The 26,908-nt window shown below is 42.8% G+C and carries 33 protein-coding genes; 5 read left to right on the top strand and 28 right to left on the bottom strand.

Annotated features, from left to right (window positions below):
• The 4 genes from H6G03_RS05975 to H6G03_RS05960 all read left to right on the top strand — a co-directional run.
• Positions 1–150 (top strand): pentapeptide repeat-containing protein (locus H6G03_RS05975; protein WP_190463060.1); only part of this gene is annotated, 150 nt, incomplete at its 5' end.
• A gap of 409 nt (positions 151–559) precedes the next feature.
• A complete protein-coding gene (locus tag H6G03_RS05970) occupies positions 560–958 on the top strand; it encodes a hypothetical protein (protein ID WP_190463058.1) in 399 nt (132 codons plus the stop codon).
• 47 nt (positions 959–1,005) lie between these two features.
• On the top strand, positions 1,006–1,305 hold the full coding sequence (locus tag H6G03_RS05965) for a P-II family nitrogen regulator (RefSeq protein WP_190463056.1): 300 nt from the start codon (positions 1,006–1,008) through the stop codon (positions 1,303–1,305).
• A gap of 86 nt (positions 1,306–1,391) precedes the next feature.
• Positions 1,392–2,351 carry an orange carotenoid protein N-terminal domain-containing protein gene (locus H6G03_RS05960; RefSeq protein WP_190463054.1) on the top strand — a complete coding sequence of 320 codons (960 nt, stop codon included), beginning with the start codon at positions 1,392–1,394 and terminating at the stop codon, positions 2,349–2,351.
• A 427-nt stretch (positions 2,352–2,778) separates the two neighbouring features.
• Here the strand turns inward: H6G03_RS05960 and H6G03_RS37830 are convergent, their stop codons facing one another.
• The 4 genes from H6G03_RS37830 to H6G03_RS05945 all read right to left on the bottom strand — a co-directional run bounded on the left by H6G03_RS37830 (position 2,779) and on the right by H6G03_RS05945 (position 9,029).
• The gene (locus tag H6G03_RS37830) at positions 2,779–3,345 is read right to left on the bottom strand and encodes a transposase (protein ID WP_242056767.1); all 567 of its coding nucleotides are present in this window, start codon (positions 3,343–3,345) and stop codon (positions 2,779–2,781) included.
• Positions 3,345–3,851, bottom strand: a complete 507-nt coding sequence (locus H6G03_RS37825) for a helix-turn-helix domain-containing protein (protein WP_242056766.1) — start codon at positions 3,849–3,851, stop codon at positions 3,345–3,347. The genes H6G03_RS37830 and H6G03_RS37825 overlap by 1 nt, the downstream gene beginning before the upstream one ends.
• 223 nt (positions 3,852–4,074) lie before the next feature.
• Positions 4,075–6,690, bottom strand: coding sequence for a phosphoenolpyruvate synthase (ppsA, locus tag H6G03_RS05950; RefSeq protein ID WP_190463052.1), 2,616 nt, complete (start codon positions 6,688–6,690; stop codon positions 4,075–4,077).
• A 44-nt stretch (positions 6,691–6,734) separates the two neighbouring features.
• A complete protein-coding gene (locus H6G03_RS05945) occupies positions 6,735–9,029 on the bottom strand; it encodes an FUSC family protein (RefSeq protein WP_190463050.1) in 2,295 nt (764 codons plus the stop codon).
• A 265-nt stretch (positions 9,030–9,294) separates the two neighbouring features.
• Here H6G03_RS05945 and H6G03_RS05940 point away from each other — a divergent pair, with 265 nt between their 5' ends.
• Positions 9,295–9,432: a hypothetical protein gene (locus H6G03_RS05940; RefSeq protein WP_190463049.1), complete on the top strand. Its 138-nt coding sequence runs from the start codon at positions 9,295–9,297 to the stop codon at positions 9,430–9,432.
• Positions 9,433–9,932: 500 nt separating this feature from the next.
• Here the strand turns inward: H6G03_RS05940 and H6G03_RS05935 are convergent, their stop codons facing one another.
• From H6G03_RS05935 to H6G03_RS05820, 24 genes are all read right to left on the bottom strand, one after another.
• Positions 9,933–10,073, bottom strand: a complete 141-nt coding sequence (locus H6G03_RS05935; RefSeq protein ID WP_190463047.1) for a hypothetical protein — start codon at positions 10,071–10,073, stop codon at positions 9,933–9,935.
• A 110-nt stretch (positions 10,074–10,183) separates the two neighbouring features.
• Positions 10,184–11,959, bottom strand: coding sequence for a Rieske (2Fe-2S) protein (locus H6G03_RS05930; RefSeq protein ID WP_190463045.1), 1,776 nt, complete (start codon positions 11,957–11,959; stop codon positions 10,184–10,186).
• A gap of 146 nt (positions 11,960–12,105) precedes the next feature.
• A complete protein-coding gene (locus tag H6G03_RS05925) occupies positions 12,106–13,149 on the bottom strand; it encodes a hypothetical protein (RefSeq protein WP_190463043.1) in 1,044 nt (347 codons plus the stop codon).
• A 32-nt stretch (positions 13,150–13,181) separates the two neighbouring features.
• Positions 13,182–14,891 (bottom strand): DEAD/DEAH box helicase, encoded by a 1,710-nt coding sequence (locus H6G03_RS05920; protein WP_190463041.1) that lies wholly within the window; start codon positions 14,889–14,891, stop codon positions 13,182–13,184.
• Between the two features lie 131 nt (positions 14,892–15,022).
• Positions 15,023–15,244, bottom strand: coding sequence for a hypothetical protein (locus H6G03_RS05915; protein ID WP_190463039.1), 222 nt, complete (start codon positions 15,242–15,244; stop codon positions 15,023–15,025).
• A 24-nt stretch (positions 15,245–15,268) separates the two neighbouring features.
• Positions 15,269–15,841, bottom strand: a complete 573-nt coding sequence (locus tag H6G03_RS05910) for a hypothetical protein (protein ID WP_190463037.1) — start codon at positions 15,839–15,841, stop codon at positions 15,269–15,271.
• 81 nt (positions 15,842–15,922) lie between these two features.
• Entirely contained in the window at positions 15,923–16,888 is a 966-nt protein-coding gene (locus H6G03_RS05905; RefSeq protein WP_190463035.1) for a hypothetical protein, read from the bottom strand.
• The gene (locus H6G03_RS05900) at positions 16,885–17,577 is read right to left on the bottom strand and encodes an NlpC/P60 family protein (RefSeq protein ID WP_190463032.1); all 693 of its coding nucleotides are present in this window, start codon (positions 17,575–17,577) and stop codon (positions 16,885–16,887) included. Before H6G03_RS05900 ends, H6G03_RS05905 begins: the two co-directional genes overlap by 4 nt.
• Positions 17,543–17,896 (bottom strand): hypothetical protein, encoded by a 354-nt coding sequence (locus H6G03_RS05895; protein WP_190463030.1) that lies wholly within the window; start codon positions 17,894–17,896, stop codon positions 17,543–17,545. The genes H6G03_RS05900 and H6G03_RS05895 overlap by 35 nt, the downstream gene beginning before the upstream one ends.
• A 26-nt stretch (positions 17,897–17,922) precedes the next feature.
• Positions 17,923–18,246 (bottom strand): hypothetical protein, encoded by a 324-nt coding sequence (locus H6G03_RS05890; RefSeq protein WP_190463028.1) that lies wholly within the window; start codon positions 18,244–18,246, stop codon positions 17,923–17,925.
• A 63-nt stretch (positions 18,247–18,309) separates the two neighbouring features.
• The gene (locus H6G03_RS05885) at positions 18,310–20,133 is read right to left on the bottom strand and encodes a hypothetical protein (RefSeq protein ID WP_190463025.1); all 1,824 of its coding nucleotides are present in this window, start codon (positions 20,131–20,133) and stop codon (positions 18,310–18,312) included.
• The gene (locus H6G03_RS05880; RefSeq protein ID WP_190463023.1) at positions 20,133–20,441 is read right to left on the bottom strand and encodes a hypothetical protein; all 309 of its coding nucleotides are present in this window, start codon (positions 20,439–20,441) and stop codon (positions 20,133–20,135) included. The genes H6G03_RS05885 and H6G03_RS05880 overlap by 1 nt, the downstream gene beginning before the upstream one ends.
• A gap of 199 nt (positions 20,442–20,640) precedes the next feature.
• Positions 20,641–20,922 carry a hypothetical protein gene (locus H6G03_RS05875; protein WP_190463021.1) on the bottom strand — a complete coding sequence of 94 codons (282 nt, stop codon included), beginning with the start codon at positions 20,920–20,922 and terminating at the stop codon, positions 20,641–20,643.
• Between the two features lie 78 nt (positions 20,923–21,000).
• Positions 21,001–21,567: a hypothetical protein gene (locus tag H6G03_RS05870; RefSeq protein ID WP_190463018.1), complete on the bottom strand. Its 567-nt coding sequence runs from the start codon at positions 21,565–21,567 to the stop codon at positions 21,001–21,003.
• 18 nt (positions 21,568–21,585) lie between these two features.
• Entirely contained in the window at positions 21,586–22,335 is a 750-nt protein-coding gene (locus tag H6G03_RS05865; RefSeq protein ID WP_206756610.1) for a M23 family metallopeptidase, read from the bottom strand.
• Between the two features lie 16 nt (positions 22,336–22,351).
• On the bottom strand, positions 22,352–22,864 hold the full coding sequence (locus H6G03_RS05860; protein ID WP_190463014.1) for a hypothetical protein: 513 nt from the start codon (positions 22,862–22,864) through the stop codon (positions 22,352–22,354).
• On the bottom strand, positions 22,857–23,279 hold the full coding sequence (locus H6G03_RS05855) for a hypothetical protein (protein ID WP_190463012.1): 423 nt from the start codon (positions 23,277–23,279) through the stop codon (positions 22,857–22,859). Before H6G03_RS05855 ends, H6G03_RS05860 begins: the two co-directional genes overlap by 8 nt.
• A gap of 15 nt (positions 23,280–23,294) precedes the next feature.
• Complete coding sequence (locus tag H6G03_RS05850; RefSeq protein ID WP_190463010.1) at positions 23,295–24,161, bottom strand: hypothetical protein; 867 nt, start codon at positions 24,159–24,161, stop codon at positions 23,295–23,297.
• Between the two features lies 1 nt (position 24,162).
• Positions 24,163–24,348 carry a hypothetical protein gene (locus tag H6G03_RS05845; RefSeq protein ID WP_190463009.1) on the bottom strand — a complete coding sequence of 62 codons (186 nt, stop codon included), beginning with the start codon at positions 24,346–24,348 and terminating at the stop codon, positions 24,163–24,165.
• Positions 24,336–24,581 (bottom strand): hypothetical protein, encoded by a 246-nt coding sequence (locus tag H6G03_RS05840; protein ID WP_190463007.1) that lies wholly within the window; start codon positions 24,579–24,581, stop codon positions 24,336–24,338. The genes H6G03_RS05845 and H6G03_RS05840 overlap by 13 nt, the downstream gene beginning before the upstream one ends.
• 14 nt (positions 24,582–24,595) lie before the next feature.
• Positions 24,596–25,261, bottom strand: a complete 666-nt coding sequence (locus tag H6G03_RS05835; protein WP_190463005.1) for a hypothetical protein — start codon at positions 25,259–25,261, stop codon at positions 24,596–24,598.
• Positions 25,233–25,604: a hypothetical protein gene (locus H6G03_RS05830; RefSeq protein ID WP_190463002.1), complete on the bottom strand. Its 372-nt coding sequence runs from the start codon at positions 25,602–25,604 to the stop codon at positions 25,233–25,235. The genes H6G03_RS05835 and H6G03_RS05830 overlap by 29 nt, the downstream gene beginning before the upstream one ends.
• A 414-nt stretch (positions 25,605–26,018) precedes the next feature.
• Positions 26,019–26,417, bottom strand: coding sequence for a hypothetical protein (locus tag H6G03_RS05825; protein ID WP_190463000.1), 399 nt, complete (start codon positions 26,415–26,417; stop codon positions 26,019–26,021).
• A gap of 158 nt (positions 26,418–26,575) precedes the next feature.
• Positions 26,576–26,893: a hypothetical protein gene (locus H6G03_RS05820; RefSeq protein WP_190462998.1), complete on the bottom strand. Its 318-nt coding sequence runs from the start codon at positions 26,891–26,893 to the stop codon at positions 26,576–26,578.
• Positions 26,894–26,908 lie beyond the last annotated feature (15 nt).

Here is a 26,908-nt window from a genome sequence, read left to right as displayed (position 1 = left end):
GGCAATGCTAATTTCAATTGGGCAAACTTGAAAGGAGCAAATTTGGAGGGAGCAAATTTGAAGGGAGCAAAAATGCCAGATGGCAGGATACACAATGATTACTTGGATTACTTGGATTACTTGGAATCTGCCAACTATCTAGGTGTTTGATAAATGATTTCTTGTTGGTTAGCGGTACTATTAATCAACAGCAAATTTAACTTTCAGCTGATGTTCACTAAAATTGAAAGCGTTATGTCAAAGCAAAAAAAAGGGAACAAAGAAGCCAAAAAACCGAAAGCAGAGTCCAATGAAAATAAGAGAGAGAAGAAAGATCCTAAAAGACATGATGGAAACAATTAATGGTCTCTTTGGCACTTCAAAATAACTTGATGTGATTGAGTTTGATTCTGCTTTTTGACGATCGGAAACTGTTGTAAGACCACCTTTAATAATATCTATACGTGGTTTATAATTATCTTTCGGTCGCCAATCAAGTATTTTCAAAACCAAAATTCATAAACAGAAGTGGTATAGCGACCTATAAGTCTCTATCCTGAAAAAATTCCAGGTTCAATGAATGTTAGAAATGAATTTCCTGTTTGAGTTTTCCCGAAATCATTGCATCGCAATTTGCGCTTTTTTAGTGCCAGCAAATTTGTTACTTACCCTGGGAACAGTATCACTTGTCAGCCAGCTTAGCCACTTAACTCAGGTGTATTTGTCAGTATTCGCTGCAAGCTTTTTCGCGTTGACTTTGTTATGGCATGATTTTACCTGGTTCAGCATTGGAGTGGTGATGGCTCCAACCTACATTTTGCTAGCCTTAGCTTGTGTTTGCCTCAGTCTCAATCTGTGGGCGATCGTTCATCCAGCCAGTATGAAGCAACTAATCAAAGAATTGACATCAATAGGGTACAGAAACGTTGCAATTCTGACCAATCACACTTTCTCTCTCAAGGTGACAGAACGCAATTAGTTCATTGAGTACTTCTAATCCAAAATACAGTCGTTTTTAGAGGTTTTATGTCTACTTCGTTAACATCCGGTGTTCTCGTTACCATGATTGGTGAAGCGCTATTGCAAGATCGACTCATCAACTTACTAACAAAATTAAGGGTATCTGGTTACACAATCATTCCAGCACAGGGTGCAGGCAGTCATGGGAGACGTATGGGAGATATGGCTGGCTATAACACCAATATTGAAATCAAAACGATCGTTACCCCGGAAATATCCGCTCAACTATTTGAAGACCTGAAACCCCTACAATCCAATCATGCTTTAATTGCGTTTCGACAAACTGTAGATGGTTTGTTTGATTAAACTGTTTCCATCTTCAATGTATTTCGAGTTTGATTTTTTGGGTGATGCCAATTTTCAAACTTCACGTTCTTTTTGAGGTTTTAATCATGTCTTTTACTATCGATTCAGCCCGCTCTATTTTTCCTGATACTCAAGTTTCTAATTCGGTTCCAGCGATCGTTCAATCATTCAATCAGCTTAGTGCTGAGGATCAGTTAGCTTTACTTTGGTTTGCTTATACTGAAATGGGATTGACCATTACTCCCGCAGCTATGCAGGTCGTCAATATGGTATTTGCAGAACCAACCCTGACTGAAATTAAGCAGATGCCAGCTAGGCAGCAAACGCAAGTGATGTGCGATCTGGTCAACCACACGGATACGCCCATCTGCCGCACCTATTCGTCGTTTGGCACGAATGTTAAGTTGGGCTTCTGGTATCAGTTAAGCGAGTGGATGAAACAGGGAATCGTGGCTCCCATTCCAAAAGACTATAAACTGTCCGCGCAGGCAGCCGATTTGCTCCAAGCCATCCGTCAACTGGAAGGAGGACAGCAACTCACCGTATTCCAGGATGTTGTGGTCAACATGGGGTATGCCCCAACGGGTGGTACTGCAAAAGTCCAAGAACCTGTAATTGCCCCTAAAGAGGCTGCACCTCGAACCAGAGTAAGCATTAAGGGCATCGACAATGCGACTGTCCTGAGCTACATGGACAATATGAACGCCTTTGACTTCCAGGCGGCTGTGGCTTTATTTGCGACAGAAGGTGCCCTGAAACCACCTTTCCAAGAGCCGATCGCAGGACCGGAGAAGATTCTCGCCTATATGCGAGATGAATGCTACGGACTCAAGCTGTTGCCAGAACAAGGGGTCTCTGAGCCTGCCGTTGCAGGATTCACCCAGATTAAAGTGACGGGGAAAGTGCAAACTCCCTGGTTTGACGACAAGGTCGGTATCAACCTGGCATGGCGTTTCTTACTCAATCCTGAAGGTCAAATTTTCTTTGTAGGAATTGACGTGTTGGCATCGCCACAAGAATTGCTGAATTTAGGTTTAGTTCGATAGAAAGCGAATACAGCCCACATTCGGCACCCTCAACTGTCACACTCGGAAATTACGGGGATCAAAAAGCAAAGCTTGAATAAAAACCTGGTAGGGATGGCGCTGACGCGCCACCGCCAGCGTGGTGCCGCCGACTGGGGTGATTTAAGTAGGTGGGCGTGAATAAACGCCAGTATGTGAAAAGATGTAAAGACAACAAGCGATCGGATCGGCACACCAATTTATGAATGCGATCGCGCACAGTAAATTGACCACTGATATTGTCAATTCAAGCAATACCAGTGTAAACGGAAATACTTAGGTTGGACGTGGGGAAAATGAAAGAGCGGTGTAACCACGCTCTTTCATTTTCCCCAACTCTATCCCCTGATACGGACAGAAATTTTTCTGACAAATTAGGTAACTAACTCTTAAATTTCATCCTAATTACTTAACTGAATTTAAACCGTTCCACTTCATACCCGCATCGAAAAGCACGGCTCTCAATCCCAGCAATTAATGCCATAGCCAGCAGATATTCATCTTCAAAAACGCGGCTGGATAGTTCATCTCTTTTCAGATGTAACCATTCATCTTCGATCCGATTCATTTGTGGTGAGTAGGGTGGCAAAAAGAATAAATATAAACCCATCGATTGCCAACGCTGCCAATGCTGTTTGACTGATTTGCTTTGATGAAATGATGCTCCGTCTTGAATTATTACGGTTATTTGACCCGTTTTCTCCAGATGTGTTGCCGCTTTTTCGGCTTGCCAATCCATCAGTTTGACATACCGTTCGCTATTGAACCCTCCGACAACTAAACCATATTCAAAACTCTTCTTGGGTTGTAAAAACCCTAATGCACTCAGCCTTTTCCCTCTTCGACGCGGTTGGTGTATATGCTGTTGTTCACCTCGACGAATATAGCTGTAACCTATGTTGCTCGTGCGTTCAAATCCACTTTCATCCGCATATTTCAGACGGATTATACCTTGCTCTGACCAAAGCTTAAGCATTAATAAGTCTGCTTGTTTAAAACACTCATAATAACTTGATTTCGGCAGTGGTGGACTTGGCCGTAATCTCTTCCAAACCCACCCCTTTTTTTGAGTACCCGTCTTACTCTGTCGGGACTCAAATTAACTAGACACTCTTGCCTGAATATGGTCGCTAATTGTTTCGAGTTATAACTCCTGGGATTGGTTTGAATATAAGTTTCTAGCGCTACTAAATCCGATTCCGAGTATCTTGGTTTTCCTCCTCTTCCAGGTTTATCCCACAATCCTACCAATCCTTTTTTCTCCCAACGATGAATCGTGTACCGTACTGTTGATAATGCCCAGCCCAGTCCTTGGGCGATTTGCTCATTTTTTAACCCTCGCGCATTCAGTAATAACACAGCCGCTCTATCCTTCGTGCGCTGTGATACGCTTTTTGCTCTCCTGAGTTCTTCTAGGGTTTGCTTTTCCTGTGTTGTGAGCCAGATCCTCAGCCGACATCCCATACGCCGATTCACCTCCATTTATCTCTCTTCTTTACATCTTTTCACATACTGGCGTTTATTCACGCCCACCTACTTAAACGTTGATAACTGCCGACAAAGAGAACGCACTCCAAGAGCGGTTCTAATCAGAAAATTGCCCAAATTTAGATGATTTAAGGCGAAAATTACCACAGGTTCAAGGGTTCTCTCTCACTAGAAGCGATCGCTTCTATTTGTGGATGGGATTACAACATCTTCCCCATTATAAAATTTCTACATACCCTTCTGTTCCATGCACGCGAATTCGCTGCCCATCTTCGATCAGTTTGGTAGCATTATCCACTCCGACAACTGCTGGTAAGCCATATTCACGTGCGATAACTGCTCCATGAGTCATCAGTCCACCAACTTCGGTGACTAGACCTTTTATGGATACAAACAATGGTGTCCAGCTAGGGTCAGTAAAGGAGGTGACTAATATATCTCCATCTTCTAAATCGGCATCTTCCATGTTTAAGATGACACGCGCTCGTCCCTCTATCACTCCGGAAGAAACAGGTAGACCTACAATAGCTTCGGCTGGGAGATTTTCTCGTTTGTACTTACCTACAATAATTTCACCGTCAGACGTAATAACACGTGGGGGAGTTAGTTTTTCATAAAATTTGTACTCGTCTTTTCGTTTGCTGATTATCTGGTAATCCACTTTATTTGTGCTGACGACTTCGCTACATTCTTCAAAAGTGAGATAGTAAATATCTTCTTTTTCATGAATAACGTTGGCTTGTACAAATTGTTCAGCTTCTTTCAGTAAAGCCTGCTTATAAACGAAGTAGCGATTAATCATGCTGTATTTTGGATATTCGCGATAACCGATGAAATTCCGAACTAGCCTAATCATTCGTTTTGTTTCTTTGGCTTTTTGTTCGCCATCCGGTAATTGTTTCAATCGTGCTAATAACTCTTGTTCTTTTTGCCAAGCCGACTGTTGCCCTTGCTCAAATTTGCGATCGCTTTCACCAGGCTCAAAATTTTTGATGTGATTGAGAATCATAGGAATAAGCGTTGTTGGTTTTTCGCTCCAACGGGTTCTCGTAATATCGATTTCTCCGACACATCGCATTCCGTATTTGTTGAGAAAAGTAGCGATCGCGTTCTGGGCTTCCTGTCCACCCTCAAGCTTCACTAATTCATTTAGAAAGTTATCCTCTTTTACCTGTTGCAAATACTCAATTACTTCTGGATAAGGACGAATCACATCGGCGACATCCAATAGTGCCAGACCCATTTCCGAAGTAATATTGTTAGGTGCTGATTGAGAAAGCGTATCCGCTGCGTTTTTTTCACCTAACCACTCGTTCATTTTTTCATTGAGCCATGATGAAGCATTCATAGCAGTCATAATCACACCAAAACTTTGGGGAGCGGATAAACTCTTCTTTAATTTCTGGATATCTTCCAGAATAAAATCAATCAGAGCCGCTCCTGATTTTGTATGAATATTATGTTTTAGCTCGTCCATCGATATTTGACTCTCCTTAATCAAGTCAGAAACGATGGACGGAGCGTATTCGTTTAGTGTTTGAAAATCCGCAGGCGATGGAGATTTATTGCTTGTACCAGAACTCTGTTCTTTTCGATCGTCTGGTAACGATTGTATAAAATCTCCCCGCTCCAGGATGGTCGTGAGGGCGTCTTTTATGAGCGGATCGGATTTGCCCAGGACATTTACTAGAATGTTTCTTCTGACAGGAGAAGCCAACTCGTCAGTGACATCAACAAACAACCTTCCACCTGCTTTATACATGGGTCGAGCAGCGGTTAGCTGAAATAGAGACAATCCCAATGGTTTCATGGGATCGATCATCATTTGTTGATGACCAACAGATACATAGACGTGATTTTCTCGATCGTTTGCTTCAGGGATGGGGTATAAAGTAGTGATGGGCCGACTCTGGACAATATAAAATGTGCCATCAACCAAACACCATTCGATGTCCTGGGGGTGACCGAAATGTGCTTCGATCGTCCTACCGATGCGCTCAAGCTGCAAAATCTGCTCATCCGTCAACACTTGCCTATTCTGCTGCTGGGGTTCAATCTCCTGTTGTTTCGTACCGCCATCTTTTAAGGCATAAATAGCTAGCTTCTTGGTGGATATTTTCTGATCGATAATCTTGCCGTTGCACACTTTATAGTTATCAGCATTCACCAGACCGGAAACTAGGGCTTCACCAAGTCCGAAGCCCGCATCAATGGATAACACTTTCCGATTAGAAGTGATGGGATCGGCAGTAAACAAAATTCCTGCCGCCTGCGGGAAGACCATCTTTTGAATAACTACAGACAGGTAGACTTGACGGTGATCGAAGCCGTTTTGCAGGCGGTAAATTACTGCTCTTTCGGTAAATAGCGATGCCCAGCATTTGCTGATGTGCTGATAGATTGCCTCTTTTCCGATCAAGTTCAAATAGGTATCCTGCTGACCTGCAAAGGAGGCTGTCGGTAAATCCTCTGCAGTTGCACTGGAGCGGACTGCATAGGCATTTTTTTCTCCCAGTCTGGAGAGAAAGCGGGCGATTTCTTGATTAATATCTTCCGGGATGGCTATCCCTTCGATGAGCCTGCGAATCTCACTACTAAGTTCACTGATTTTATCCCGGTCATCTACATTCAGTAGCGATAACCGAGCGAGTATTTCGTTAATTGACGACGTTTCTCCAATGATTCTTTTAAAGGCTTCAGTAGAAATACAAAAACCATCTGGTACGAGTATTCCTTCAATCCTGGAAAGTTCCCCCAGGCAAGCGCCTTTACCCCCAACAAGCATGATTTTTGTTTGGTCAATGTCTTGAAAACCAAACACATAGTAACTCATATATTTACCTCGATAGCCTAAAATATATGTTAGAGCTTTTTTTATTACCGTAAGTGCGATCGCCACCTAACGATCGCATTATGAAGACTGGCAATTTCTGAGGCAATCCGATCGAGTTGCGTGAAAATGGGAGTGCCTTGGAGAATCGCTTGCAGTGTCGGTGTTACCCTGCGATTAGCGGATGCTAACTCTGATGCACGCTGGACATGAAGTTGTTCGACGCGAGTGCGTATCGCTTCGAGATAAGAATCGAGATCCGGTAAGGGTCTGAGTGGCTGTTGTTGTTGCAGCGCATCAGCTAAATTCTCCATCACCCCAACAATAGTATTGGCGAATTGCTTCAACTCTTGACATCGGTACTCTCCACTCAATTCCCGACGATGTTCTGCCAGAGTGACGATCGAATTGAAAAAGGCGCGAAGATACAGTATCAGGGTGGCGATCGGTTCAACGTCTCCTTGGATATGACGAGGTTCGCTGAACAAGCGTTGTGCGGCGGCGTTGGCGTTGGCATTCTCCAGTGCCGCTTGACGGCGCTCTTTGGCAATTGAGTCAGCAGACGCATCTTGGTTGGAGTCGATATAATCAGCCATCACTTGTTCAAAGTAAGCAAGATTGGCTCTAATTGTCTTTTCTAATTGGGCAGGAAGTTGCTGCCTTTCCCATTGAGGAAACAACAAATAACTGCCAAGTAGTGCTAATAAACCTCCAGCCAAACTATCAACAATTCGTATCACTCCAATTTGCCAACCACCGTTGCTCGTCACATTCAGTAGCAAAATAATTGCCGGAGTGAGTAGTGTAATAAACAAGCTGTAGCTCAAGGATTGCACTGCCACTGCCGTGAAAATCAACAGAAGAAGACACCCCGTTATTACCCATGAATTGTGAATTAGTATAACGATCGCAATCCCAATCATGCCTCCCAACACCGTACCCAACACCCGCTGTAGGATACTCTGAGAAGTACCGCCATAGTTCGGCTTCAAAGCAACTACAGCGGTTAGAGTAATCCAATAACCTGTAGAAATGTGCAATGTTGAGGCAATTAGTTCTGCGATCGTAGCAACTATCGCCAGTCGCAGCGCGTGGCGATAGAGGACAGAATCAAACGTGAGATTATCTTTTAACGGTTCGAGAATAGAAGAAAGTGCTGATGGCCTTGTCTGGCTAACCACTGGATTAACGATGCTTCGACCGTCTCCTTTTTGTAAAGATGCAGTCAACTTTGCATCTGAATAAACCTGTTCTGTCAGCCGTTTGACAATAGCGCCAATCTTGCCCAGGCTAATTACTTGTGTATATTCCTCTGGTTCAACAGCAACGCTCTGGTTATGTAGTTGGGCGCGTATAGTTTGCCACCGATATTCCAGAGCTTCGAGCGCTCGATTTAGAGCTTCGAGATGAACAGAAACGTTTGCTTTTGTAATCGCCTTTGACATTTGTTGCAATGTACAACTCAACTGTTCGATCGCTTGCTGAATTTCTGGCTGCAACTGCTGAAATAGCAGATGATTTGATGAAATCGACAACTGTTCGACTAACGCCACAATTGAAGAAGTAATTTGGGATGTATCCTCCATTAAAACGAGCAGTTGATTTCCCCGCAGATTGGCGGTTCTTTGAGAAGTCCATACAGCCGACCAGACGCTACGGGCTCCCGCTAAAGCCTGAGTAAAATTATCCTGGGCTTGCAAGAAGCGGTTTGTCCATTCTTGGAGATCCTCTGGATTGGCCGCTCTTTCACCTGCTGATATAACTAATTGATTTAATGCCTGATAACAATTGGCAACTGATTCGAGAACAGGGGCGTAAGGACGCAGTACCCACAATCCCAACGAAACCACGATTGCCCATATTCCACCTGCCAAACACAGCGCACATTGCTCAAGTACCGCAGACAAATTGGCAAATGTAGCAAATTTTGCCAGTGCAACGATAAACATAATCGACATAACCAGGCCGATCGATGCCGCTGCTTGACCGTATAGACTGGCCAAGCCTACAATAAGCATCACTCCAAAAGTCGTTAGAGTCGATAGCCAAAGGATGCCATGAACCAGATTGGCAAGCAACAGCATGGCTGTAATAGCAAGAGCGGCTGCAATCTTAGCGGTTGCCCTCTGGCGATACACTCCCTCCACGTTTACCAGTCCGACCATCCATGCTCCCATAACTGCGATCGCAGCTTCTGCTGGATGACCTAACAGCACTCCTATCCCAATGGGAACCAAAACTAATACAAGAGTCTGCAAAAAAGCAGCGATAGAAGGCTTACCCGGTTTAAGTTGAAATTGCTGCCACAGCCAAGAAAGCGGTCGTTGAGATTTAGAAGACATCTGTTCATCCCATTAGCTGCTATTTTTCATTTGCCAATTATCCTGAGTATCAAAATATTCAATCATGCTGCATCCAATAATCCCTGTACTACCAAATACTACCAACTTCTGCACCGCTATTTTATACCTGTTTTTGGGCTCGCCACTATCAACAGTATTGGACGACATTCATTTTTCCTCTATCCGAGTGTAGAAATACTAGAGCATTTCCTCAGAAGCTGGACTCAAATTTTAAAATGCTTGCGTAATCGAAAGCGCAACCACAGTGAGAAGGACGTGGCCCGATCGTATAATCCAAATCATTACCGTCAGAGTCACCGATGCGGCAGTAGAGCCGATTAGTGTGTCGATTACGGAGACTTTTGATACAACTAACTTCTTTACACAGCTAGAATCCTTGTAAAAACGTTGATGAAATGTCTCTACAGAGATTGCCTACAGAGACTTCGGTCTTGCACCGTTCCGAATAGGGCGACAACTGTAGCCATTTTTCAAGAGCGATCGATCTCTAACTCTTGAGGCGTCCAAGCGGCGACCGTCTAAGACGATTTATCAGATAGCATCCTAGTTTCTCTAAACCAGTTCCCATTAAATACACTAATAAGGCTGTAAAACTTATATATGGTGCTATTTGAAACCAATTTCGCACATCAAATTCTTTCACGGCTATCCCTAATAAACTTGCTAATAACAAAGCCGGGGAAACCAGAATAATTGTTAGCAATCCATTAAAACAACTGATGATGCAGCCAGTCCGAAAATTATGTTGCTCTTGAATGACAACACTAATCACTACAACTAGATAAAAACTCGCTAGCGCTAACCCGCTATACGATAAAAAATAATGACATTTCAATCTTTTGCAGTTGTGGACGGTGGGAGTATTCGAGCGACCCAATGGATTCATGTTGATGGAGTAATGAAGGTAAACAACTCATTTAAAGTTTGTTGATGAGATGATGTAGTAATAATCACAACCAAAGCCTCTATTGTCGTGAGTAAATATCCGGTCATCCCGATGCCATTCGCCAGCGTTATCACCACAACTACGGGAGAGCCAGCCTTGAGGATAAATTTAACTTAAAGCAAGCACTTCAGCGGAAAGAGCATATTATAGCCAGAGAACGACGCTGTGCTTATCAGATCGGTCAACGTTAGCCGTCGCCAACTGACTCATCTGTTTCTTCAAATAATCTTAAGCCTTGATGCAACCGATACGCCATCTGATAAGTTTGTTCATGCGATCGCATCCTCGGTGCATGAGCCGCCAAATATCGCGCCGTTGCTACCAACACAGGCACACCTTCCAACGGATCTGCCAACTGAGTATACAGTCGAAAAGCAGCTTCGATTGACTGAATTACGTGAAAATCCCGGTTTTCTCGTAACATCAGTTTGGCCAGTATTGCCATCAAGCGTTCCGGCTTACCACCACTGTAGAGATATTGCGCCACTAATCGTCCCGTTTCGTTAACTTGTTGCTGGCGATCGAGCAATTCTGGTAAGCTAGAGAGTAACGATTCTGGATCGGCAATAGTATCTTTTGGTTCTGGTAATCGAGCAGGTGGAACATTGAGAAATCGATTCAGATAGACGCTCATTGCCGCATCGAATACACCACGTAAAAGTTCGACTGTTGGTACTCGTCGGATACCTTGGTGTACAGCATTAGCAAAGGTAAAAGGATGATGGGCGCTGTTCCAATCTCCGTGGTCGTTATTGGTATTGAAGCGAGCGACTCTTAGAGCAGCAGCATAAGCAACAATTTGAGCTAATTGTACCTCCGTGCAACCCGATTGCAGCGCATTCAACAAACTATCTGCAATTGCTTGTGGATTATCGCCTAACAAAACAGATACTAACTCTGGGGGTTGAATCCATTGTCCTCGTTGCAATTGTCCAGATTCCAGCGCAGTAGGTAACTGTTGAAATGCAGTTTCCAGAATAGCAACCAAATCCACTGGATAACGCCAAGAACTTGATTCTTCCATCCGCGTTGCATTTGCTAACCCAGTCACCAAGCTTGCTAGTATGGGTTGTGCTTCTTGCCAATCGATCGCATCCAATGCTTCCAGAGCTTTGTTGATAAAATCTAGAACATGACCGACATCAAGGTAGCGATGGTCAGTTGCAGCCGCAAATAACATTTCGGCAATCTGAGTTCGGCTCATTCCCGATTGTACGGCTGTCATCAAACAGCGTTCTGCTGCTTCCCGATCGCGCTGTTCGATAAACTGACGAAACCAAGCTTTTAGGGTAGGAAAGTCAAGATTAGCCGTAGGTAAAGGATGTACTCGAAAATGCGGTGGTGCTTCAGCAGAATCTCGTGCCACAGCAGACAGTCCTTGATACAAAGCACGGGGGCGATCGCTCTCATCCAAATAAGGCATGATATTCATCATGCAGGTAAGCATAGTCAGTCCGGTATCCCATCCTGCTTTGTTGTAGCGAGTACCGAAGGTTAAACCAACTTGAAACGGTTCTGTTAATTCTACGCCCAAATCTAAAAGAGCGATCGCTGATTTGGCAATCACAAGTGAAATTCCCTGCTCTAAACCATCCTGTAATCGCTGTTGTTGATGCGCTTTTGGATTTACTTGCACTGAGAGATCGATCCAGATCTCGCCGTCAGTAACCTGTACTCTTAACGATCGTACATCATCTGCCCAGGAATCGAAAGTGCCACCGCTGCGTCGATCGAAGCGTGCGTAATGCCAGGGACAGGTGACAATGCCATCTTTGCACACGCTGCTATGCAAGGGAAAGCCCATGTGCGGACAGCGGTTGTCGATCGCATAAACTCGCTCCTTACTGTAAAACAGCGCAATAGTCTGTTGGTTAAGGCGGATGAGTAATTGCCCTTTCTCCTGAAGTTCTGCCAAAGTAGCAGCACGCAGCAGGGAATTTGGTTGCACTGAACTGTATGTCATAATTTATAAAGAAATTTTTTTATAACCTAATCCTAAGCGAGTGAAAGCGAGTTTATAAAGTAAATTCTTTAGTTTCTCGAATCAGTCAAACTGTTGAAACCGTTACAGTATGCTATATCCTGGTAGCAAATTTTGGTGACGATGTACTACAAAGTTCCCCAAACTGTTGGCGAAATAATTTTAGCATCCCGCTCGTCTAAATAAAAGTTATAAACAGGCTCTCCCGTTATCTCGCAACGTAGAGTTTCGATATTTTTAGTAAAAGGATTCCACACCAAGGTAACAGTTCGTTTAGACTTCTTCCTGACCAATTCACATTTAATATGTACCGTTGGTAAATGGATAATCATCGCGCTATGCAAATAAGCTTCTACTTGCAAAGCGTAACGCTCCCTTACATCAGCTTTTTTTCTGGACAGTTCTCTATTAGTAGCTTCAATCCGTGCTAATTCTTTTTCCTTAGACTCACCTTCTAAACCCTTAGACTCAATTTTGCGTCTAATTTCTTGACTAATCGAGCCATAATAACTATTCAACCTTTCTTCATCACGTTGCCAAGCTCTACTTAACTTATTACACCAGTTACTCAACTCACTTTTAATCAATTTGGCTGCCGTATTTTCAACCAAATTAGATAACTCATCTGGCGATATTTCTGGTTTAACAGTATCACTATCAACCGCAACTCTATCACTTGTCCATAATAAAGCATTACCAATTTCTACAGGCGTTACCCCCGTTAACTCGTTAATTATAAAATCAACCATACCAATTCTTTTTTCATCAGCATTAGCCGTATAAGCAACGTGACACCAAATATAACGAGTAATTGATGGAGTAGCTGACAGATAGCGAACTAAACCATTTTGCAGTACTATTTTAGAATCTACTATTTTTTCAAAGCCCGTGGTTTTCAAATAGCCATCGTACTTTACTCCCAAAGCGGTAACGCTTCCTCTAGAAGCTAACAGGGAAGAAAACTTATTTAATAGTTCTGAATGATAGCTAACAAAATAGGTATCGTCAATATCTGCTTTCGTACTGAAAGTAGTTTCCGGCTCAACCGACAAGGCTTTGGCGATGTTATCTGTTAACAATACATTTAGAGTTTGTGACTCAGTAATTTCTGCGACTCCCTCATGTAATTCCACAAGCTTTGCTAAAGTTTTAAGAATTGGATCTGAACTCATTGCACCTCACCGAGCGAATCGCTTCTAACTGTTCAAGCTTCAAAATCTTCTCCAAATATTTGAGATTCTAATTCACTGGTTTCTCGATATTCATCTTTCGCCTTAATTAACTCATCAGCCAACTGTCCAAAAGCTGTATTTAGGGCTGATGGAGTTTGATGCTTTAACCAAATATCGACAATAGCTTCACTAAAATCAAACTCTTCATCTACATTACCTAAAATAGTCTCTATTTCTCCCACTACTAATTCAAACATATTAATTTTATCATGGAGAATTCGCAAGATATATTCTTCTATGCTATCCTTTTGACAAAAGTTGAAGATAAACACGTCCTGAGTTTGTCCGATGCGGTGAATCCTGCCGATGCGCTGTTCTATTTTCATTGGATTCCAAGGTAAATCGTAGTTGACAATTGCCGAAGCAAATTGTATATTACGTCCTTCTCCACCAGTTTCGGATGCCAACAAAACAGGAACGTTGTCTCTAAAAGCGTCTATGGCAGCATCTTTTTCTTTGAGAGACATACTTCCTAAGAACTCAGCAAAAGCAATCCCCGCCTCTCGAAAAGTTTCTGCTAAGTAACTACTGGTGGCTTTAAAGGTAGTAAAAACGATAGTTTTCGTGTGAGATTGCTTTAATAACTCTATCAGGCGCTTAGCTTTTTCTACTTGTTTAATTTGGGCAGCGCGTCTGGTAAAACTTTTCCATTCTTCATCCGGTAATCTTTGGGATAAATTTTTCAATGTCTCGGCTAAGGCGCGACTGGAAGAACCCGCTCTCATTAAGAGATTATTAATTGATAGTTTATCTAAATTTTCGCCAGAATTCCGTAAAAATTCAGTTAAATCTCGATAGAGTTTCTGTTCGCCAGCAGAAGGAGTAACGGTGATGGTAGTAGCAAACCGTTTAGGTAATTTCACGTCTACCAAAGAACGAGTATTCCGTACCATTACTTCCCGCATTAGCTGACGCAGTTTTTCGGAATTTTTAGGAACTCGTCCGTTTTTAGAATCAACGTATTCTTTTTTAAATGCAGCTTCAGTTTTTAATAAGCCCGGTTTCAGGAGGGTGAGAAGATTAAACAGTTCTACTAAAGAGTTCTGGACGGGGGTAGCGGTGAGCATTAAAATATATCTTTTATTCAGGGCATTGACCAGTTTCCAATTAAGTGTGGTACGATTTTTTAAGTGGTGAGCTTCATCCACAATGACTAAATCCCAATTTCTTTGAGTAACGTGGGCATAATGTTTAGGAGATTTGGCGGTGTGGAGAGAGGCGATAATACTGCGATGAGATGTCCAGAATTCTTCCGGGGAAAGTTGCCGTCCGGTGTCGTCGGTGGTGACGGTATCTATGTTAAATTTTTCTAGTAATTCCGATTGCCATTGGGAGACGAGAGAAGCTGGAGTAAGAACTAATAGAGATTGAATCATTCCTCTTGCGAAGTATTCGGAACAGATGAGTCCCGCTTCGATGGTTTTCCCCAATCCTACTTCATCGGCAAGTAAGGCGCGTCCTCCTAGTTGTCTGAGGACTTTTCTGGCAGTTTCTATTTGATACCAGTGTTTGTCGATTTTGGTGAGTGCAGATAGACATACCAGTTGGTCGTAATCTGCCATTAATGATAAGGAAAATAGTTCTTTTCGGGCTTCATAGTATTCAATTGGGTCAATTAGCCCTTCACAAAGGGAGGTTAAGGTTGAGGTGCGGTTGAATTTGAAGGTGTACAGGTTGTCCATCTGGATGTATACAGTAGGTAGAATTATTTAGATTGAGATTTATAAACATCGATTATCCTATATTTCCGGAAAATATAAGCTGAAATTCCAGTTGGCATGAGTGCCATCTTCGACAATTTTGCCTTGCTGCATCACAAAAATTCGATCGCACTCGAAAACAGTTTCCAGTCGGTGCGGATGGGAAGCGTCACTGCGTCAGGTTTGTCAGCGAGATCTTGTGGCTCATCGAGTACCGTGAAAACGCGATCGCAAGAGGCTACGAAGGTTTCAATCTTAGTAGTGACGTTCCCGATCCGGCTACAACTGTAGCTATTTTTCAGCAGCGATCGATCTCTAACTCTTGAGGCGTCCAAGTGCGGCGATTACAACGGGGGTATCTAGGCGTTTGATAAATTTGGGATTGTTATTTTAGGTGCTGGTGGCGTTGCGGGCAATTTTGGTGTAGGAATTGATATTTTGGGTATCAACTCATGGGGAACTTTAGTTCGCTCTGGTAGCGTGGGTAGCTGGAAAGATGCTGAGGGTACTGTCACTTGTTTTTGAAGACCATCTTTGTAGGCTCGTCCGACTTTTGATGGCGGTCTTGTGAGTGGCTTTTGTTCGGGTTTTTCGGCGGCACTCAACTTGGAAAAATCATCTTCGCTAACTGTGTTCAGATCGTTTGACTCTTTTGACGAAGCAACAGCCACCCTCTCTAAAAAACTGCTAATTCTAGTTCGGCTCTTACTATCCTTAATAGCTAATGGCTCTTGTTTGTCAGAAAGTAAATCAACACCCACACATCCTATTCCAAACGCCACCCCACAAATGCAAAGGCTCGCCCAAACAGCTAACGCCAAAGGCTGTTTGGTAGTTTTTTTATTTATTGGAGCCGATTGAAGTTGGGGAAATTGTATGATTTGACCAAATTCAGGGCGAGAAAGATTATGCTTGGTTTGTCTTTGTTTCATAATTTTGTCCTCAGATGATTAGATAGTTATTGTCTGTGTCTATATGGCAGGAGGAGAACGAATTTTGGTGTACATACTTAGCTAATTAATAGATAAAACTCGCTCGATTTGTTTTTGACGGCGCAATTGATCGAATTTGATGCAGTTATAGCGCCACTGTTCGCTACCAACGGCGTAGGGGAATCTATCTATATAAAACTTACTGGTGCGACAAATTTTAAACAAACCATTAGCCGAAAGAACGCCATTTTTTCTAAAAGCTTCTACCCTGGCATGGACTCTAGCTTGTTGACCTGACCTTCCTTGTTTCAATGCAGCAGCATAAGCAGAAGGAAATCGCTGATACACACAGGGATTCGCTTGATTCCACAAGTCAAGAGCAGCCACAGCTGCACTTTTATGTTTGCTCACATCCAATCCGGCATCCTCAAACAAACTGCTGACGTGACCGATGCGAGATCGAATTCTGTTCAAGCATTTAATATCCGCCTCTTGCACAGAAGAAACTGGCCCCGCCTGCCACGAACAAAATCCCCTGTTATGTGCGCTGTTACCTGGGTCGGTATGGCCGAAATAATTGCTAGTTTTCCTCCCATCAATAGTTAGATTCCCCTCAGCAGCACCAATAGCCAGCACACCGGGGGATTTCAAATCCTTGAAAAGATAGCTCAAACTAGGTGAAGCTTTACCCTTAGCAAGATTTGCTCTTACATCTGAAGCAACTTTCTCCGTAGTTTCCTTGTACTTGGACGAGTTAGCCAATATTAAGCACAATACCGCCAAACACAGCGTAGCAACCTCATCGGGCGTCAGATTCAGTAATTGAGTTTTTGATTTATTTTCGTTATTCCCAGCAATTGCAATTCCTAAGCCCAGCCCAATAACCGCTGCTTTCTGAGTCTCATTCAATATTTTATCCGGCGATCGCCACCCATAACATAAGGGTGTTTTTGTTTCACATAACAGCTTTTCTACACTCGAATTGATAGGAGTGGCGAACAACGCTGCTACTGATGCACCGATGAGAGCAAATCGTAACTTACTCATGATACACCCCTCAAGAATTTGTCGTGAATTCGCACCCCTACACCGAACTTGTATTTGGTGACTGAATCTAACTTCACCCGCCCAGAAGCAGTAGGTCGATGCGCGATTTTCTTGTTTCCTACAAAAAATCCCACATGAGTTATACTTCCTTCGGGGTCATTGCCATAAGTGTCAAGGTAAAAAACCAAATCCCCTGGCATGAGATCTTGTATTCGATAAATTTGCTTTCCTATATCAGCCCCAGACAACGATTGAGCCATCCCAGGTGCTGCCACATTTCCCCGCACTAACTCATCAAATGGCTGTTGCGACACTGGTAGATTTATACCTTTACTCTCAAGCACAGACCGCACCCAAAACATACACTGGGCAGATACGCCCGGCCTAAAGTTTTCCTTATTTCGCACTCTTTTGAGAGCTTCTGTTGCTATATCTTGCCTGAGTTTATCTGCGGTCAACACCGCTGTAGTTTTACCTTGCTTGCTTGCAATATTAACGCTAGTATTTTTTACCGCTTGAGTGCCGCCAAAAAGTAAAATACCTAAAAACATTGCCAAAGCGATCGCTACCACATCTACTTTTTTGTCTGATTGACGCGAAACAGGAAGATACTCAACTTCCTCAACGGGCTTTGTATTTGGAACGGCAAGGTTTTCAGAGTTTATTTCTATCTTGATTGACAGTTTCACGGCAATAGTTTCCACCTAATCCTTGCACATACATCAAACTAGAAAACTTATCCTTGGGTGTGTTACACTGAGGAGCTTTTTTAACCGCTGGATCTTGCTTAGATATGGAAACTTCACTCCATATATCTTCATCGGTTAAATTGGTATTAACTCGAACCAATTGCGGCTTATTTGTCTGATGTTTTAAACTAACACCGATTAAAGCTTTGCTCAGTAGATTGGGAATTGATGGAATTGATGGAACGGACAACCAACCTTTTTTGACGCTAAGCACAAGAATGCTGATAACCAAGACTACTCTTGTCCACTTGATTTTCATAGTTTGACTCCACTTATTCTATTTACTTAAAATCTTGAATGCTTCTTAATTTCAGCCTGAGATTTTTGCAAATCTTCAAGTGCTTGGGTAAACTGGCGAAAATAACGGCTCCTGGATTGTAAAAATATAGATGCTCTTGACGAAGCCCAAAATGTTGTTTCATTTGAAACGAAATCTTTCTCTAGGACGAAACCAGCATCTAGCAATTCTTGAGTTAAGAGTGCTTGAAAATGGTGAAGTTCATGCAGGCACTTTGTTTGATGAGATTGGAGAACTTCCATCTCTTCAAAGTTCAATCCAAAGAAAAGCTTAAAGGTAGCACTGGCAAAAGTGTAAGCTAACTTTTTCATAATCAACTCCCATGAAACGTCACAAATAAACGAAGCAGTATGAGCGAATCAACCTCACCCCTACTAATTGTTAGAAGCATTTCTCGCACAACCAAATCGCTGTGCTATAGCATCTAATTGTTCGTCAGACAATCTACAATCTTTGCTCCAGCGATAATCTTGCAAAAACATTACTTCCCCATCGCCGATGCTGCTAAATGCGATCGGTCTTTGCAGTTCCATCGAAACTGGAACCAATTTGTCTAGTAAGTTCAGCATTCTCGCTCTGGCAGAATCACTACCCACCACAAACGGATTTCTGATAATTTTGTAAAGGGCATTATAGTTTCCCTGCATCCCTTTCAAGGTTTTCACAACATTCCCAAATATTAAAATGGCTAGGTTATCTCTGATATTAGAATCGGTCAGTCCGAGGGATTCTAAATTAAAACTTTGCGTAAGTATGACAGCAATAATGCCAAGCTCTCTACCAAGCGTAATGATGTTGGCTAAAGATTCCGTAATAAACTCTTTAATAGCTGCATACTTCTTGCTACCGCTTATAGTATTCCAGATTGAATAATAATCATCCAAAAATAAAACGATTTTAGGTAAGCTTTCTCGCTGCTCTTCATGGAGCAACCTTCTTTGGTTTAAAAAAGAGTTAACCCTTCTAATATGTTCTAGAATCGGCTCAAAATTCCATAAGCCAGTTTCTTCATCGTAGTCAGGTCGAGCTACAGCACCGGGAATATTCCTCAAACCCAACCAAAAATCATTTTTTTGACAACAAATATAAAAAGTGGCGTCTGGATGCAGTTGATAGTATTTATCTATATAAGCCCAGGAAAAAGTAGACTTACCCGTACCGCTGGGCGCAGCAATTAGGGCAGAAATTTCCAGGGAGGCGACAGTGAAAAGTAAATTTTTTTCTTCATGTTGCGACAGCAGAAGCGGTGCTTTTGGATTAACACTAACTACTCTTGAGTAATTTGGTAAGTTAGAGAATGTGTCTGTAAGAATTGTGTCTGAAAACTCTTCTAAAATCGGGTCGCTAGGCGATCGCTCGACTGATTCGGTTTCCATCTCCTCACTCGCGCTTTCATCTTGAGTCCAATAATCTACAGACTCCTCAATAGGCTTTTTAACTGGCTGCGAAATAGGTTCAGTAGAGATATGAGGAGATCCCGTAATGTTGCTCGATTCTGCTAAATCTAATTTTGGTGCTGAGTAATCAGTCTGTGCGATATCGAATGAGAGTGGGATTTCCTTTGCTGACTGGCAATATGGAGAAAATTGTGCAAGAGCAGATGTGCTTTTAGTCTGATGGCAAGGATACTGAACTGCTATTTCTGCAACAGCTTCGACAATATGTCTAAATTTCTTATTTTTCCCGCTGACTTCGGCTCTTATCTCTTCCGGTGACGCTCCCGACCTATACATTTGATACAGTTTATTTTGGAGTGCCTTTTGTTCGTACCAGGAAGGCTCGTAGTTCTTTTCGATATAATCAACCGCGACTTCGCAGAAAGCATAGTCTCTGCGATTGCACTTAGTCGCGCAAATCTCCAGAATTTTATCTGGATTGTTCCAGAGAAGCGCTTGGTACAGTAAATCGAATATATGGGTGTAATAAGGCTCAAAACTAGCGCCAACACCTTGCAGGATGTTTGCTTGAAACTGAAGCAGCGCCAGGGTGTTCATCCCCAATTGGTAATATTCGGGAGTAGTAGCAAGCAGCCCTTGAGCAATTTGCTCAGATGGAGTACCTTGGTTGAATAACTTCGCGATCGCTGCTTGCAGAGTTTCTGGTGCGATCGCTTTTTGGGGCGGATGCCCTATCGCACTACTGGAGGCGATCGCTGCATTTTCGCTGCTGTGCGGTGGTGCTAGAGAGTTGGTTTCCATTATTGTTCTTTACGAGGGTTGTAGATTTTTCTAATAGCTTCTGCGCTTTGTAGGAAACGAGCAAATGCAGGGCTGCTATCTAAAAAATCTTTAACTTTCGGCTTATATGAAATTCCATCTGGATAAACAAGAAAGTCTTTTTCGGGAATAAACCCAGCATTTTTTAGCTCAATCTCTAACTCAAACTGAGAACGAAAAGATGTTGACACAATCTGGAATATTTTGTTGTGATTGGGCAGAGATAGAAAAACATATGGGGTAGCATTCCCAGAAAATAATGGAAATTTCTTAGCTAATTTCTTGGACATGACTTGCTCCTTGATTATCTGTGTATTCAACAGTGGACTATACGACCATCACAAAGCTTTTGCAAAAAGTCGTCACGTTCTCTAAGAGGCGGGTGCCGTTGAGCTTGTTTTCCACAAATTAGACAAACATAATTTCCCACAAATTGTTGATACTTTGTACCATCCGTATCAACTCAAATTGTTCCCACAATCTAGACTTCTATTTTAAACCTAACTTGTCAACAAAGTAACGCCCAACATATGCCCAATCAACTCGCCTCATTCCCTCTTTTAGAAAGGTATCTAAGAAGCTAAACCCAGATTCTGAAAAATCGTGATATCCATCTGATTTCAGATCCTTGCTAACATAGCGCTGCGCGAACAGTGCTACATCACCCCTGGACTGTTTCCATAAATTCTGACAACTTTCAAGCCAACCCCCATCAAAAGTGCCATCATCATACGTTACGCATTCCAATACCCAATCAATCCAATCTTTCATCGCCTTCGTTTCTGATCTGATTGTGATTTGTCGTTGCATAATATCTCCTAATTACCTAAAGCTTTCAAATTTTCAAGCCTATGATTGGGGCTTTAGCATTTGACGACCCCTGGAAATCTGCTCTTTTAAAGCTTTTACTTCCGGTTTATCTTTTTTGGTAGAGCGCTGAATACTTTCCAAATATTCATCCGCCTTGAAAATTCTTGCATATGCTGACTTGCTGACCTCTTGAAACAAGCGAATGCCTTCTATAGCATCATCAACAGTCTGTGATAAATCTTTTTTGTTTTCTTGTTTGAGAACTTCAGAAATAGCTTCAAGCTTTATCAAAAAATCGTATTCTTCGCATACAATTTTCTCTTCTTTTCTCCTTTCTGCTCTCTCAACAGAGGCTTCAATACTTTTAAGCTGCCCAAAAACCCTGGCTCTTCCCCATTCAGCAATGTCACCAATTTGAACTGCCGTGCCCCCTAGATTTTTGTATTCGTTCCACAGAAGCATTTTAAGCTCCGCAAGCAAATCAGCATAGTGAATATCAAAACTAGCGCTCGCGCACGCCCAAGCATAACAAACAATTTTTAATTGATGTTCGCAAGCCTCAATGCTTTCGGGCATATTTAGATTAGCAACAGATAATCTACTCATAATTTCTCCTTCAAACATTCAACGATTAACAACGGCTAGTTTCAGAAAATCCTGCAGACGCCACTGCAATTCGCCATTGATGTAAACTTCTAAATGCAAATGTGGTCCGCTACTACCCGGAAAATTGCTTTTGATGTAACTCAATTTTTGTCCGGCTTGTATCTTCTGACCTAGAGAAAACGATCGCAGTGGTTCTCTTTCCAGATGAACGTACCTAAGCTTGACTTTTTTGCCCTTCCAATTACTTTCAATGCCGATAATGCCACCTACTCCAGAATCTGGTTTGAGTTCGACAATTGTTCCTGGTAGAACCGCAACTACATCATCTTGGTAAGCTGCTAAATCGATGCCTGCATGAATCCTGTTGTTAGGTCTAGGACTACCCGGTAAATCGGTGATTCTAGTGGTAGCAAGGGTTTTTCCACCAAGCGGGAATATCGGTTTACCAGTATATTTATTAGGCACAGTTTTGAGTGCGGATGAGGAAGAAGTGAACGTTCCAGATTTAGGAGCCGTAGGGGGTGACGGGGAAGCAATCTGCCACAAGCACAAAATTGTCAGTGCTACGCATATCCAATCCCATTTATCTGACAGAGCTTGTGGAATATGGGTTTGTTGCGCTGCAGCTCTTCGAGGCGGATGCCCTAACGGTTGGCTATTTACATCACTAACCGATGTTAAGTCTGGATGTTCTCGATCGCATGGCTGCGTTCCTTTTTGATGTTTATTTGTGTCTAACTCGACAATCAATTTGAATTCCACAGCCATCACTCATGACTTAACACTAATACTGAGGCAAGTTGTAGTCGTAATCAAAATTCTCCTGTGGCTCTACGTCAGTGTTCCTCAAGGTGCCGCCTGAGTTTTTCGAGCCAAAAAACCATGCACTGACTACGAACAAACCAATCAGAAAAATTGCTCCGCCTGCCACTACCCCAGTCATTACACCTAAGTTTTTGAAAGATTTGACTGGGCGCTGCACTAATGCTTCGATTACCGATACAAATCTCCAGAAAAATACCCACTCATGGTCGATATGCAAGCGGTGTACTTTCCACCAGCTTACAATTGGGATAAATAACTGAGGAACCTTTGGCTTATCGGGTGCCATCGCCTGTTCGTGCGGCATAACGTAAACGTTATATGGTTGCATTGCACCAGCAGGACCTGGGGGAACCATCTTCCCATTTCTCGGACTGTTTGTACCAGATGATTGTTGAATTGCTGCGGCTAAACTATCGGGGTCGTTCACTGCCAAAGGGTTAAATTCTCTGCGATCGTCTCTATCTCTAGACATTTTGATTTCCTACCTTTTGGTTAAGTTTGGCATTGAGTAAAGAATCAAATTCATCTTCGTTGAGTGGTTGCCCAACGGGGGGTTCTTCAGGGCGGGGGAATGGAATAACATTGCTTACCTCATAAGATGCTGCTACTTCTGGAGTTGGCTGCGTTTCTGCTTCAGATGGAGTAGCGCTATCTACTTCTTTATTTGTCTCGTTCAATTCGTGCAGTGTACAAGCCAGAAATACCAGTCCCGCTCCCACCACGCCCACTCCACCCCAGAACTGGAATCCTGAATTTTTACTCACTCGTTCAGAAGGCCAATTGGTGTTATCGAGATAGTTAATTGCGTTAGATTTGGTCGCGGTTCCTGCAAAAACTATGCCGAAAATAATCATCAAGATTGATACACTTATCTTGACGGCAGTCATTTACATCACCCCCAACTATTTTTTAGGTTTGTCGATCTTAGGGATGGGTTCGACTTTTTTAGGGTTGGGTTTCTGTTGCGCCTTGTTTTCAGCGTTGCTCTTGGGTTTATCCTTGGGCTTAATAGCTGAGCCAAATTCACCCGGTTTGACAAGAAGAGATTTTTCTACGCTAAAATCTGGGCGGATTTCCAGTGCTTGCAATTCTCGTACTTGCCTGTCCATCCCTTTGGCGAGGTACAAATCGTAAGTCGCTTTGGTAGCACCATCTAAGGATTTACCCAGACCGCTAACTGTTTCTACGCTCGAGTAATCTACGGAATATCTGGAGTGCTGTCCCAATCGATTTGACATCAAATCCACCGTTAGGTGGCTTAGTCTTCGAGCCGCCGTAACTGGTTCTTTTCTCCATTCCCCACTTTGGGATTGATAGACTCTCCACTCTACGATTTTGTCTGGAGATACTAGCGCTACTCTTGACATTTCTTGTTTGATACCAAGTTCGAGCAGAGATGCGGCGTATGTTTCTTCTTGTCGATAAGCTAGAGATTTCCGATCATCAATCATCCGTCTCGCTCTAGCTTTATCTTGTGCGGCTACGGCTAGTAAGGCTTGTTGTAGATAGCCAGGATTTTGGATAATTACCTCTCCTTTGTTGTTGAGAGTGCCAAAATCGAAACTTACTGTAGAAGTGAAAAACTTTTTGTTAGCTGAAGCTAATTTTACTTTAGCAGTCAGAACTCTGTCGGTTTGGGTGATGGTTTTATCTTTGAGCGACATCATCAAACCGATACCCATGATGCCTAAGATTGATAGAGCGCCTACTGTAAATGCGATCGCTGTTACTGGTATTTTCTTTGATGATCGGTTGTATGCAATTGACATATCAAGTTACCATCCGCATCACTTGCCCTGCTGCCAAACCAATCGCGATCGCACCCGCCATTACCACTGGATTCAGGCAAAGCGCAGCGCCTGCGCCTGTAATGATTCCCACCATCGAATTGCCTGCCACATTGAGAATTACACCTACTGCTGCATCTTTTAGCGCATCACTGATTAATCCGAGCATAAACTCCTCTTTTTGTTGAAAATCACTATTAGTGCTAGTGCTGCACCCAGTATTGTTCCGGTTATAGTGCCGCAGATGGTGGGTGCTAAAGGTTCGCGAGCATTATTGCTGACGGCGATGGAAGCTGCTGTTACTGCACCTCCTACAGCACCGATGCTGGTGGCGCAGATTCCCCACAAAGCTGCCGTTGTTACTTCACGGGCTAATACATTGGCAGCTTCGTTGACCTCCATTGCCACCCAAGTGCCTATTTCTGAGCCTGTTGCAACTGCGCCTTCTGGTGTGAGGAACCAATCGCTGTCTGGGGGACTGCTTGAGCTTGTATCCAGTTGTAGATGCGAGAAAATCCGATGTTGTGGATGTTTTGGGTCGATCGATCCGACAGTCCCTGAAAGGTCGCTCCGTATTGCTGCTCTAATTCTTCGCTGCGATGTCCGGTAACCCCTTTTTTTTGGAGTTCTTCATAAGTTTTGTGTGCGACAAATCGCCCTGTCATAAAAGCTTCTTGGGCTAATTGTTGACCTTCTTCATGCTTTCTAAAGATGAAATCGAGGTCGGAGCCTGGGGCAGCTTCTGTTGTGCCATACACTTGCAGACGGAAGGTGTTGAGGTCGAAATCCTCAGATATTTCAGGGGTTTCTGGTGTTTTACCGATACCGCGTGCTTCTAAGTATGCTAATGCCGCTTCGATAAAGTTAGCATTGGCATCGCTTTCTTTGATTGTACGCGCTAGTCCCAATAGAAATGTTTTGGCATCTATTGGCTTATTTTGGTACTCGACGACTCCTACTAATTCGTTGTCTCTGACTTCGATACCCAAAAGCTGACAGATAGTTCTCAAGTCATCGAGCGGGCAAGGTCGATTGCCGAATAGTTGGGAAATTTCACGCGCAGTTTCTTGTATTGTCGCCATTTGACTTTTGCTCCATTTGTAATCTGTAAATTGTTTGAATCGTTACTATGTGGTCTGCCCCCAACTTGTTTCGGGGGGAGTTCAGGAAATTTAGGAGCGTCATTTTCCAGTGTTGACATAACCATCCGTCTAATGTCCATCCTGGCGTTGTTATTTGTTCTCCAAAACCTTTTAAGGTGAGGATGTCGCTACGGATCGCAATGAACAGTTCGTCCATCATCTGGACTTGCGCTGGTTTAAAGCTATGTCCGGCTGGGATTTTTGATACTCCTGCTGCTACTCTGTAATGCTCCAGTCTATTTCTAGATAGCGCCTTGAAAGCTGATGGAGCATACCTTTGCATTAGCTCCTTTCTGGTCTGGGGCTGTATTTGTTCTGGTGGGATTGCATATTTCAACGTAGACATCTGGAACTACCGTTGAACTGACACTGTTATTCTATTGAATTGCCGTGTCAGTCTCGTTACACTGTCACTTTAATTAGCATAGAATTAACCCGCTCGAAGAGGCAATATCAATTTTCCAATTAGGGGAATACAAAAATTGGAAAGTTTAGCTATGTCAGGAGTTTAACTGGTAATTTAATTTAAGTTTATTCCGATTATTGGAATATATGCTAGCGAGTCCCCTTATGTAGGCACGATATCGAACAAGTTCAGCTATAAAAAAACCACCTATACATAAATGGGTGGCGACAGCATATTTGTATAAATTTGTTTGCCCTAAACAGATGATAAGTTAAGAGAGTAGGCAAGCATTTACCATCTAGTTCTATTTTGATAAAGATTGGAGCCGGCTTTTTTAGTTTCTGTGCTATTGCCGTAAGATGCTCTAGTTGATATGCCTCTTGGAGGAAAGTCACCGTTTTCTGGATAGCGATACCTTTCTTTTTCCCATTCTCTTTTCCAAACTATATCAATTTCCTTAAGCATGACGATCGCCCAATCTGGTGCGCCAGAGTACATCCAATGCTTGAGTGCGGAATTGCTGTACTTAAATTCCACTCCAGCACTTTTGAATTTGGCACTTAGAACTATTTTGATAAAGGTTATGCAATCCGAAACTAAATAATTTTCACCTTCTCGCGATGAAGGCGTGAATGGCTTCTTTCTCTCTAGCCAGTATTCCGCAAATTCTGCTACATAAGTTTTTGGCATTTTGGTTAGGCTCTGGGTGGTATTACTTTCGATCGTATACGTGAAGATTTCGAGTGGGACTGTGAGGTATTTTCTTAGCAATAAAGGCAGAGGAAAGGAGGACTTTATGCAGAAAGTAATTCTGATGCCTGCTCTCTGCATGAAAGCCTTCTTCAGGATTAAAATAAGCTTAATTGCCCCTCATTTATACAAGAGTCCCAATCTAATTCGGCTTTCGCGATTAATTGCTGTATACGCTCTATTTCCTTATCGATATCGCAATCTTCGCTGTCGTTGTAGTCCTTAGAAAACAAAGCCCCGTCGGTAATAGCATCGATGACGTAGTGCCAATTACCTATTAACCAATCACCCACCGACTCTAGGTGTTGGTTAACGCAGAATTCTTCTGCTTCGCCGCAGTAACAAAATCCATCAGCAATCAGCACTTTTGCTACTGCTATTGCTTTTCCTTTTAACCAACACGGTAAGTCTGTCATAGATTTATTCCCTTT

It is taken from the genome of Aerosakkonema funiforme FACHB-1375 (assembly GCF_014696265.1).
GTDB lineage: Bacteria > Cyanobacteriota > Cyanobacteriia > Cyanobacteriales > Aerosakkonemataceae > Aerosakkonema > Aerosakkonema funiforme_A.
This window is presented reverse-complemented; position numbering and strand designations above follow the sequence as displayed.